The sequence below is a fragment of the Marinobacter alexandrii genome, assembly GCF_005871205.1.
In the GTDB taxonomy this organism is placed as follows: domain Bacteria; phylum Pseudomonadota; class Gammaproteobacteria; order Pseudomonadales; family Oleiphilaceae; genus Marinobacter; species Marinobacter alexandrii.
Genome location: NZ_SWKM01000015.1, coordinates 380,000 through 391,136 on the forward strand (window position 1 = coordinate 380,000; position 11,137 = coordinate 391,136).

The window sequence follows — 11,137 nt, forward strand, 5'->3', positions numbered from 1 at the left end:
ACCATACGAAACAGACTGGAAAAACGGGGATACAAAACGCGAAAAGGGGCGTTTCCGCCCCTTTTCGTTTTAACTTCCGACCAAACGCCGGATCAATCTTCCGGCACTGCCTTGGCGTGGTCATTACTCGCGTAGATCTTGAAGGGTTCGGAATCCCCGTCGATCACACTTTCATCGATGACCACCTTGGCGACGTCATGCTCAGAAGGAATCTGGTACATGGTATCCAGAAGCGTGGCTTCCATGATCGAACGCAGACCACGTGCGCCGGTTTTGCGCTCCATGGCTTTGCGTGCAACCGCGCGCAAGGCGTCTTCACGGAAGTCGAGTTCAACCCCTTCCATATCAAACAGCTTTTGATACTGCTTGGTGAGCGCGTTCTTGGGCTCGGTCAGGATCTGCACCAGCGCGGGCTCGTCCAGCTCGGTCAGTGTCGCCACCACCGGCAGACGACCTACAAACTCGGGAATCAGGCCGAATTTGACCAGATCCTCGGTTTCAACATCCTTGATGATGTCGCCAGTGCTCTTGGTGTCTTCCTGGCTGACCACAGAGGCCGAGAAGCCAATGGAACTGCGCTCGGAACGCTCCTGAATCACCTTATCCAGACCCGCAAAAGCGCCGCCACAGATAAACAGAATGTTGCCGGTGTCCACCTGCAGAAATTCCTGCTGCGGATGCTTGCGCCCACCCTGAGGCGGAACCGAGGCCACGGTACCCTCAATAAGCTTCAGCAATGCCTGCTGCACACCTTCGCCGGAGACGTCCCGGGTAATTGACGGGTTATCTGACTTCCGGGAAATCTTATCGATCTCATCGATATAGACAATACCGCGCTGGGCCTTGTCGACATCGTAATCGCACTTCTGCAGCAGCTTCTGGATGATGTTCTCAACGTCCTCACCCACGTAGCCCGCTTCGGTCAGCGTGGTTGCATCGGCGATGGTGAACGGAACGTTCAGCATCCGCGCCAGGGTCTCGGCCAGCAAGGTCTTACCACTACCGGTCGGACCGATCAGCAGGATGTTGCTCTTGCCAAGCTCAACATCCGCCTTGCCTTCACCGTAACGCAGGCGCTTGTAGTGGTTGTAAACCGCTACCGACAGCACAACCTTGGCGCGATCCTGGCCGATGACGTATTCGTTCAGCGTGTCGCGTATCTCTGCGGGAGTCGGGAGCCGGTCGCTGGCCTCTTCCTGAGAATTCTCCTGAATTTCCTCACGAATGATGTCATTGCACAGGTCAACACACTCGTCGCAGATGAACACCGAGGGCCCTGCAATGAGCTTGCGGACTTCATGCTGGCTCTTTCCGCAAAACGAGCAGTAGAGCAACTTGCCGTTATCGTCGCCTCTGCCGTTTCTTTCATCTGCCATTGAAATACCTCTGATCTTGGTTAGCCGGCGTTACTGGCTATTACGCCGGCCAAGAATGATGCGATTGCTTCCAGTATTATTTATTCGGGACGCGCTTATCAAGTATAGAATCAATCAGCCCATACTCTTTCGCCTGTGCCGGATCCATGAAATTGTCACGGTCCGTGTCCTTGGCGATGGTGTCCAGATCCTGGCCGGTGTGGTGCGCCAGGATTGAGTTCAGGGTATGACGGATCTTGAGGATCTCACGGGTATGGATCTCAATATCGGTCGCCTGACCCTGGTAGCCACCCAGCGGCTGGTGAATCATCACCCGAGAATTCGGCAGGCAGGCACGCTTGCCTTCAGCGCCACCGGCCAGCAAAAACGCACCCATGCTGGCAGCCTGGCCAACACACAGGGTCGCTACGTCCGGCTTAATAAACTGCATAGTGTCGTAGATCGACATACCAGCTGTTACCGAGCCACCTGGGCTGTTGATGTACAGGTGAATATCCTTGTCCGGATTTTCGGACTCCAGGAACAGCAGTTGGGCGACGATCAGATTGGCCATGTGATCTTCAACCGGGCCAACCAGGAAGATCACCCGCTCTTTGAGCAGACGGGAATAGATATCGAAGGAGCGCTCGCCCCTCGCGGTCTGTTCAATAACGATCGGCACCAGGCCGGAATTGGTTACCATTGCGGGACCGTCAATTGGTTTCTGCGTCATGTGCGCCTGAACTCCTTATGGACAATGGGACGTGGACTCGGGCCACGGTGTTCATCACAGGTGTTTTTGCACTTCTTACTTTGCCAGCAGCTGCCCCAGATGAAAACAGCCGGACAAGCCGGCTGTTCTCTGGGGTCGACCAACAGGGCCGGAACCAGCTCCGACCCTGACCGGATCAGCGCTGCTGCTGTCCAGCCTGAACGGCCTCTTCGTACTTAACCTTCTTCTCTTTAACCTTGGCCTTTTCGAGTACCAGGTCAACGACAGCATCTTCCAGCACAGAAGACTCGATCTGCGACTTCTGCTCCGGGTTGCTGTTGAAGTGGGCAACAACTTCCTCAGGCTGTTCATACGTAGACGCGATCTCTTGGATCTTTTCATCGACCTTGGCCGGATCCGCCTTCAGGTCATTCTGTTTGACTACTTCCTGGAACAACAGACCGGTCTTAACGCGACGCTCCGCCTGCTCCTGGAAAATTTCCTTCGGCAGCTGCTGGAAATCTACCTGGCCGCCGAAACGCTGTACCGCGTCCTGACGCAGGCGATCGATTTCCTGGTCGACCAGTGCAGTCGGCACGTCCAGCTCGGTGCTTTCCAGCAGGCCATCAACAACGTCATTCTTGACCTTGTTGGAAACCGCCTGCTTCAGCTCCCGCTCCATGTTCTTCTTCACTTCCTCACGGAACGCGGCTTCGTCTTCAGCCTCGATGCCGAACTTCTTGAAGAATTCGGCATCCAGCTCTGGCAGCTGCGGCTCTTCAACCTTGTGGATCTTGATCTCGAACTTGGCCGGCTTACCCGCCAGTTCTTCGTTGTGGTAATCCTCGGGGAAGGTCACTTCAATTTCCATGTCCTCGCCAGCTTTACCACCCTGAACGGCTTTCTCGAAGCCAGGGATCATCTGGCCGGAGCCCAGAGTCAGCCGGTGACCTTCAGCGGCACCGCCCTCGAATTCTTCACCGTCGATAGTGCCTTTGAAATCAATGGTCAGCACGTCCTTGTTCTTGGACTTGCGCTTGACTTCTTTCATGGTGGCCTGCTGACGACGCAGGTTATCGATCATGTTGTCGACATCTTTGTCAGCGATGTCAGAAGTCAGCTTTTCGACAGAGATTGTGCTCAGGTCGCCCAGCTCGATTTCCGGCAGCACTTCGAAGATGGCAACGAACTCGAGGTCCTTGCCTTCTTCCATGGTCTTCGGCTCAAACTTCGGCCAGCCCGCAGGGTTAATGTCCTGCTCCTGCAGTGCCTTGACGTACTGGTCGCGCATAACCTCACCAACCACTTCCTGGCGGACGCTGTCACCGAAACGACGCTTAACCACCTTCATGGGCACCTTGCCCGGGCGGAAACCATTTAGGCGTACGGTACGCGCAGTTTCCTGCAGGCGCTTCTGAACCGCCTGGTCAATTTCCTGGGCGGGCACACCAATCGTCATGCGACGTTCGATGTTGGAGGTCGTTTCAACAGACACTTGCATGGAAGATCCTCAAATTACAGGTTCAGTATGTGAATGAAATCAAACTCGAAAACCGGTTTTCAGGCTCTTGCTGAAAACAGGCCGAAAATTAAAAGGCGATAGTTTATCACGGTTTGCCCCGGTGAGAGAATCACCCATCTCACGCTTGACTAGCCACATGACACGGACAAACGAACTGTCTTTGGCTGAACTATGGGGACAAAAGATGAAAAAGAAAGGGCCCTACGGGAGGATATTCATTGACGAACACCTCACAGGGTCTTGAAACATAAAATCAGTGGGCGGGACAGCGTTCGAGTTACCAACATCTCTTGCTCACTCGAAAATAGTGTCAGCCCTGTTTACACCCACAGCCACTCAAACCGGCAACCGACTCAAATCCCCCTCTCAAATCATAAAGCTGTGACAGTGGCATTATCTATGCTGCTTTTCTGATCCTGGATAATTCCAAAAACAAGGGAGGGCCTCACTCATGGCGACAGCTGATCACTCCGCTCCCCCCGATTTCAGGCTCATTTCTTTGGCCCCGGTTTTTAGCCTATGGCTGGCCAAGTTTTTCCTGGCAATTGCTGTAGCCACTCTTTCAGTCAACGCTGCTGCGTCCGAGATACTAGTCTCTTCAATTGCCGACAGGTCTGCTCCACAGTCGCTGGAAACCCAGAGCCTCAAAGATGCCGCGTATATCTTTGTCGCTGGAGCTGATGATGCCAACCAGGTTCGTTTTTATCTTGACGGCAACAGGATTCAGACAGAAAACCGCTTTCCCTGGGATGCTGCGGGGACCGCGCCAAACGGTCTTGCCCAGCCGCTTGATACCCGAAACTTTTCCGATGGCAGCTACATCCTGAGAGTAGAAATCCAACCGTCAGAAGGTCCGCTAGAAACGGTGGAAGCGGACCTTCAAATTGTTAACCAGTCACCCCCGGAAGAGGGGTCTGACGCTGCTCAGTTGCATCTGGGCTGGAAAGAAAGCCCAGCCCACTCGTTCAGCATAATGTGGTTCTCCCCGGCATCATCAGAGGCTTCAGTAAAATTCAGACTCACAGGCGAGCAGGCTTGGCAAGTCGCGACCGGCGGGCTAAATCATCAAACCGCAGACGGTCATTATCTGAGCGTTGATGTAAACGGCCTGCTCGCAAACGCCCAATACGAATTTCAGGTATCGCTGGCCCCACAGATCTGGAGCCGATCGTATCGGGCGTCCACCATGCCCGCCTCCGGCCCTCAGAGCTTCACTGCGGGCTTTGTCGCGGATACTGGCCTGAAAGGAAGGCTAGATGGCCTGGCATCTGGCACTCAAGGCGTTATCGATGAATTACAGGCACTGGATCCCGACTTCATAATGCTAGGGGGAGACTACGCTTATTTTGACACCGACAAACGCTTCGGCACTCTTGAGCGCTCGATCTCGGCGTGGTTTGACCAAATGGCTCCGATCGCCCACTCAAAGGTGATGATGCCGGTATACGGCAACCATGAGGTTTTACTTGGCGAAAGTTTTGATGTGTGGTCGCGCTACTTTGCAACCCCCGAGGGCTGGAACGCACGAAGGATGTACAGTTTTGATATCGGGGATGTGCACTTCGTTGCAATTTACGGCCTGGACGAATTTCAAACACTTCCCCAGGACGCTCTCGATTGGATTTCCAGTGACTTACAGCAGGCTTCTCTTCAGGGACAGCGCTGGCTAATCCCATTTTTTCATGCAGCACCTTTCTCAGACGGTAGAAACCACCCATCCGCCAGCTCACTAAGAGCACAGCTCGGGCCAATCTTCGAGGCCGCAGGTGTGAAAGTGGTACTGACCGCGCACGACCAATCTTACGAACGTACCTATCCGCTGACAGATGTGCCAAACAACAATTCGCCCACGTCTGAAAAACGACACTGCTACACCCTGGCTGACGGTGTAAGCTGGCTCAAAGTGGCACCAGGAGGAAAACTAAGCAATATCTCAAAAGGGTTCTCCCCTTGGGCGTCGCCGACACCCCCCTCCTGGACGGTTGCTCGCAATAACTCCCTCCATCACTTTGCCTATATTTCTGTAAATTCAGACGGAATATTGGACGTGGACATCCACGGCCTGGAAGCCACCGGTGCCGCTTCACTTCGCATTGACCGGGTCCGCTATACAACACAGGCGTGCGAGGAGGAAATCAGCGCACTACCGTCCGAGATGTCTTTTGTCCTGGAGCCAGGAGCATCCGAGCAACGTGGTTTGGCCGTTACATCAGGACAAGAAGCCACAAACTTCCGAATTACCCAAATTCCAAGCTGGCTGTCTTTGTCAGCAGTGGCGGGAATAACCCCCACAGAATTAACCGTAACTGCCGACACCAAAGACCTATCCTATGGGCTTCATCGAGGAGTGCTGGAAGTCGCCAGCGATACTGGTACCGCAACCTGGATCCCAATCGCACTCAGGGTTGGCGCCTCAGACTATCAATTGCTGGTTTCCAGCAACGCCCAACGGAGTGCCGCCGTTCCACTTGAAGGCGCAGTACTTCAGAACGACAGCTACATTTTTGTCAGCCCGGAGTCAGATATCACCCGAGTGCGCTTCTATCTTAATGATCCAGAAGCTTTGGGGGCCGTGACCAAAACAGAAAACGTTGCTCCTTTTGATTTGGGCGGCACAGCCTCAAACGACAATGCCCTACCCTTCAACACCCAGTCATTGGCTGATGGCGCCCACACACTCGGTGCTCGCGTGTCGCTCTCGGGCATGCCAGAACTGCTACTGAATTCCAGCTTCCAGGTCGCTAACGACGCCCCAAGACTATCTGCCACACCCAATAGCCTGGCTTTTCGACTAACAACACCCGAGACCGTCGCAGAGCAAAGCGTCCTAGTCCAAATGACGAATGGGCTTACTCCAGCCTACACGGCTCAGACCAACTCAGCGTGGTTAAGTGTAAGCCCACCTGACGGCACCGCACCCGAAACCTTAACCGTGGGCATAAACGCTGCTGGAATTGGGCTGGGATCCTACTCTGGAGAGATAAGCCTGACCGCCGAAACCGGCGAGACGGAATCTATCGTTGTTAGTCTCGAATACGCTGAGCCATCATCGTTGTCCCTGAAAGCAAGCACAACGCCCGACCGAAGCTCACCGTTTAACCTAGAAGGATCGGTACTCTCTGGTGACACATACATTTTTGTGCCAGAAGAATTCGGTGTGACCGAGGTTCAATTCTATCTTGACGACCCCGAGCGTCAAAACTCACCGATACAGGTTGAGAAAAGAGCGCCATGGGATATGGCAGGCACACAATCAACAGCGCCACGCAACGCGCATCCCTTCGATTTATCCGGCCTGACCGGCGAACACCAGGTGACTGCAGTCGTAACAGTGGAGCAAAGCACCCAGGTGCTTCATGCACGCTTCCAAGTGACACCATGAATTCAGATACACAACTGAAGCCGAGAAAAACCCTTCTCGACTTATTTCATCTGGGCGGCAATCCAACATTCGAGCGTTTCCAACACGCCCTACCAGCCATAAAAAAAGCCTCTTAGATTATCTCTAAGAGGCTTTTAAAGTTGGTGCGGGTGGAGGGACTTGAACCCCCACTCCTCTCGGAACCAGAACCTAAATCTGGCGCGTCTACCAGTTCCGCCACACCCGCATAACTTTTAAAACTCTGCACGCTCAGTGCTTTCGCAGCTTGCGCGACTCACTTCTCGCTTTTAAGCCCACCCGTGATAGCAGCAGCTGCCAAGGAGACTCTCATTAAAGCGGGAAACAAAAAAGAAAATTGGGGTGGACGAAGGGGATCGAACCCTCGACCGCAGGAGTCACAATCCTGAGCTCTACCAACTGAGCTACGCCCACCACAAAAGGACTTACTTTCTAGAAACTTCCAGCGCTAGAGATCAGCGACCAGATAGTCAACTTTGCTGCTTACGGTCGCTCCGGCGCGGACCACCAAGATATAATGGCGCGCCCGGCAGGACTCGAACCTGCGACCACCCGCTTAGAAGGCGGGTGCTCTATCCAGCTGAGCTACGGGCGCTTAACCGTTCGCCCACCTGAACATCCAGAAAAGTGGTCGGGGTAGAGAGATTCGAACTCCCGACATCCTGCTCCCAAAGCAGGCGCGCTACCAGACTGCGCTATACCCCGTCTGAACTGAACAACAAGTGCATCAGCAAAGTTGGCGCGCATATTACCGGCGCCAATCGACTCCGTCAACACGGTTTTTAAAATTCGTCAAAATATCATTTTTGGTAAAGACCTTACGGCGCCTGAAAAGTTCCGAAAACCGCCGCCTACGCCCCGTCAATTGGAGTTCTGCCGGAAGCATGAGACAATGCTCGGCCTTCATTTCTCAACGCCCAAGCGACAAGACAAAACATGAGCGCCAAACTGATTAACGGAAAAGAAATCGCCGCCGGTGTCAGGCAGCAGGTTGCCGCCGGTGTAGAAGCTCGAACACAGCAGGGGCTTCGCGCGCCCGGTCTGGCCGTGGTCCTGGTCGGCGAAGATCCGGCCTCCCACGTCTATGTAGGCAACAAGCGCAAAGCCTGCGATCAGGCCGGCATCCTCTCGCTGTCCTACGATCTGCCCGCAGACACCTCCCAGGAAGCCCTCGAAGCACTCATTGATGAGCTGAACGAAAACCCGACGGTGGATGGCATTCTGGTGCAGCTTCCGCTGCCAGAGCATCTGGATGCCGACCCGATCCTGGTCAAGATCCGCCCGGACAAAGACGTGGACGGCTTTCACCCGTACAACATCGGCCGCTTAATGCAGCGCAAACCCTCGCTCAGGCCCTGTACGCCCGCAGGCATCATTACCCTACTGGATAGCATCAACACCCCTTACAAGGGCCAGCACGCGGTCATAGTAGGCGCCTCCAACATCGTCGGCCGCCCCATGAGCATGGAACTGCTACTGAAAGGCGCCACCACCACTGTTTGTCACCGCTTTACCCCAAACCTGGAAAAATTCGTTGGTGAAGCAGACATTCTGATCGCCGCTGCCGGTAAACCCAACCTGATCAACGGGGAATGGGTAAAGCCCGGCGCAACGGTCATCGACGTGGGCATCAACCGAATGGACGATGGCAAACTGCGCGGCGACGTCGACTTCAACGCGGCGGCTGAACGTGCGGCCTACATTACCCCAGTACCGGGCGGTGTGGGGCCGATGACCATCGCCACCCTGCTCCAGAACACGCTGTATGCAGCCAACGTGCTGCACAAGAACTGAGCACTCAGACGCTTAGACCAATGCGCCGCACCACAAGCAGCCACAAAAAACCCCGCACCAGGCGGGGTTTTTTGTGGCTGCTCAGTACTTATGCACCGTACTTGGCTTTTGCCTTCAGACGGTATGCGTGCAGGAGCGGCTCGGTGTAGCCATTTGGCTGCTCACGACCCTTGAGGATCAGATCCATCGCTGCCTGGAAGGCAACACTGTCGTCAAAGTTCGGCGCCATGGCGCGATAGGACGCATCACCGGCGTTCTGCTTATCGACGACCGCGGCCATGCGCTTCATGGTCTCGTCGATCTGCGCCTCGGTGCAAACACCGTGGTACAGCCAGTTGGTCAGCAGCTGCGAGGATATCCGCAGAGTGGCGCGGTCTTCCATCAGCCCGACGTTATTGATGTCCGGCACTTTGGAGCAACCAACACCCTGCTCAACCCAACGCACGACGTAGCCCAGAATACCCTGCGCGTTGTTATCCAGCTCCTGCTGGATCTCCTCGGCAGACAGTGCACCCGGATCGGCCATAACCGGCACGGTCAGGATGTCATCGATGTTCGCACGAGCGCGGCTTTCGATGTCTTTCTGAACGTCGCTCACACTGATCTGGTGGTAATGGGTTGCGTGCAGTGTTGCCGCAGTCGGTGATGGAACCCAGGCGGTGTTCGCGCCGGATTTCGGGTGACCGATCTTGGCTTCGAGCATGCCAGCCATCAAATCCGGCATGGCCCACATGCCCTTACCAATCTGAGCGACACCACGGAAACCAGTCTCAAGACCGATATCCACGTTCCACTGCTCGTAGGCGTTGATCCAGGCTGCCTGCTTCATTTCGCCCTTACGAATGAACGGTCCCAGCTCCATGGAAGTGTGCATCTCGTCACCGGTGCGGTCCAGGAAGCCAGTGTTGATGAATACCGCACGCTCTTTGGCTGCGTGGATACAGGCTTTCAGGTTGACGGTGGTGCGACGCTCTTCGTCCATGATCCCTACCTTCAGGGTGAACTGCGGCAGACCCAGGGCATCTTCTACCCGACCGAAGAATTCGTTGGTGAACGCAACTTCTTCCGGACCATGCATCTTGGGCTTAACGATGTACATGGAGCCCTTGGTGCTGTTCTGGAGACTACCGCCACCTTTCAGGTCGTGGATCGCAATCAGCGACGTGATCAGACCATCCATCAGGCCTTCCGGCACTTCCTGGCCATCGCTCAGCAACACGGCCGGGTTGGTCATCAGGTGACCAACGTTACGGATGAACATCAGGCTGCGGCCTTTCAGGCTCAACTCGCCACCGGCAGGCGCGGTGTAGGTGCGGTCAGGATTCATCTTCCGGGTCAGCTGTTTGCCGCCCTTCTCGAAGGTTTCCTGCAGATCGCCCTTCATCAGGCCGAGCCAGTTGCGATAAGCCAGGGCCTTATCGTCTGCGTCAACGGCGGCAACGGAATCTTCACAGTCCATGATGGTGGTCAGGGCCGACTCCATCAGCACGTCCTTGACGTGGGCGCCGTCGTCTTTGCCAATCGGATGAGTGGCATCGATCTGAATTTCGAAGTGCATGCCGTTCTTCACCAGCAGCACACCGGTCGGCGCATCGGCAGCGCCGGTGTAACCAACAAAGCCAGACTCGTCTTTCAGGCCCGTGGACTCACCGTTCTGCAGTTTGACGACCAGCTTGCCGCCCTCTACAGAGTACTTGGCGGCGTCCTTGTGGCTTCCGGATGCCAGCGGAGCCGAGCTGTCCAGCAGCTTGCGAGCCCACTCAATAACCTTGGCACCGCGCACCGGGTTGTAGCCAGCACCTTTGTCGGCACCGCCCTCTTCGGAGATGGCGTCGGTACCGTACAGCGCATCGTACAAGCTCCCCCAACGGGCGTTGGCGGCGTTCAGCGCAAAACGGGCGTTCATGATCGGCACAACCAGCTGCGGACCCGCCATGGTGGCGACTTCCGGGTCAACGTTGGAGGTGGAGATCTTGAAATCCGCCGGCTCTTCGACCAGGTAGCCAATGTCCTTCAGGAAGGATTTGTACTCGGCCATGTCCAGCTCCTGACCTTTATGGTCGCGGTTCCAGCTGTCCATTTTTTCCTGAATCGCATCACGCTTGGCTAGCAACTCGCGGTTACGCGGGGCCAGTTCGTTCACGATTTTGTCGAAGGCGGCCCAGAATTTATCTGCGTCGACACCGGTTCCCGGGATCGCTTCGTTGTTTACGAAATCATACAGATTCTTCGCGACCTGAATGCCGCCGACTTGTACGCGTTCTGTCATCGTTGTCTGCCTCAGTGGGTTACGTTTCCCGACTCCCCCTTCGTTGAGGGGGCATTCTAATTTGAGCGCCGCATTGTACGGGAAA

General features: G+C 55.3%; 6 protein-coding genes and 4 tRNA genes. 2 read left to right on the top strand and 8 right to left on the bottom strand.

The genetic code is table 11. From position 1 onward, the window contains the following. Positions 1 to 92: 92 nt before the first annotated feature. From clpX to tig, 3 genes are all read right to left on the bottom strand, one after another. Entirely contained in the window at positions 93 to 1,376 is a 1,284-nt protein-coding gene (clpX, locus tag FCS96_RS17900) for an ATP-dependent Clp protease ATP-binding subunit ClpX (RefSeq protein WP_138441730.1), read from the bottom strand. Between the two features lie 76 nt (positions 1,377 to 1,452). After that, complete coding sequence (clpP, locus tag FCS96_RS17905; protein WP_041341765.1) at positions 1,453 to 2,088, bottom strand: ATP-dependent Clp endopeptidase proteolytic subunit ClpP; 636 nt, start codon at positions 2,086 to 2,088, stop codon at positions 1,453 to 1,455. Between the two features lie 175 nt (positions 2,089 to 2,263). Beyond that, positions 2,264 to 3,568, bottom strand: coding sequence for a trigger factor (tig, locus tag FCS96_RS17910; protein ID WP_138441731.1), 1,305 nt, complete (start codon positions 3,566 to 3,568; stop codon positions 2,264 to 2,266). Between the two features lie 472 nt (positions 3,569 to 4,040). On the opposite strand from tig, the gene FCS96_RS17915 reads away from it, so the two are divergent. Further along, positions 4,041 to 6,971 carry a metallophosphoesterase gene (locus FCS96_RS17915; RefSeq protein ID WP_138441732.1) on the top strand — a complete coding sequence of 977 codons (2,931 nt, stop codon included), beginning with the start codon at positions 4,041 to 4,043 and terminating at the stop codon, positions 6,969 to 6,971. 141 nt (positions 6,972 to 7,112) lie between these two features. Here the strand turns inward: FCS96_RS17915 and FCS96_RS17920 are convergent. The 4 genes from FCS96_RS17920 to FCS96_RS17935 form a co-directional block, all read right to left on the bottom strand. Further along, positions 7,113 to 7,197 (bottom strand) — tRNA-Leu (locus tag FCS96_RS17920). A 130-nt stretch (positions 7,198 to 7,327) separates the two neighbouring features. After that, positions 7,328 to 7,403: transfer RNA gene (locus FCS96_RS17925), tRNA-His, on the bottom strand. A gap of 104 nt (positions 7,404 to 7,507) precedes the next feature. Beyond that, positions 7,508 to 7,584, bottom strand: a tRNA-Arg gene (locus FCS96_RS17930). A 33-nt stretch (positions 7,585 to 7,617) separates the two neighbouring features. After that, a tRNA-Pro gene (locus FCS96_RS17935) sits at positions 7,618 to 7,694 on the bottom strand. A 231-nt stretch (positions 7,695 to 7,925) separates the two neighbouring features. Here FCS96_RS17935 and folD point away from each other — a divergent pair. After that, positions 7,926 to 8,783: a bifunctional methylenetetrahydrofolate dehydrogenase/methenyltetrahydrofolate cyclohydrolase FolD gene (gene folD, locus FCS96_RS17940; protein WP_138441733.1), complete on the top strand. Its 858-nt coding sequence runs from the start codon at positions 7,926 to 7,928 to the stop codon at positions 8,781 to 8,783. Between the two features lie 88 nt (positions 8,784 to 8,871). Here folD and FCS96_RS17945 read toward each other — a convergent pair whose 3' ends face one another. Next, the gene (locus FCS96_RS17945) at positions 8,872 to 11,052 is read right to left on the bottom strand and encodes a malate synthase G (RefSeq protein ID WP_138441734.1); all 2,181 of its coding nucleotides are present in this window, start codon (positions 11,050 to 11,052) and stop codon (positions 8,872 to 8,874) included. Positions 11,053 to 11,137 lie beyond the last annotated feature (85 nt).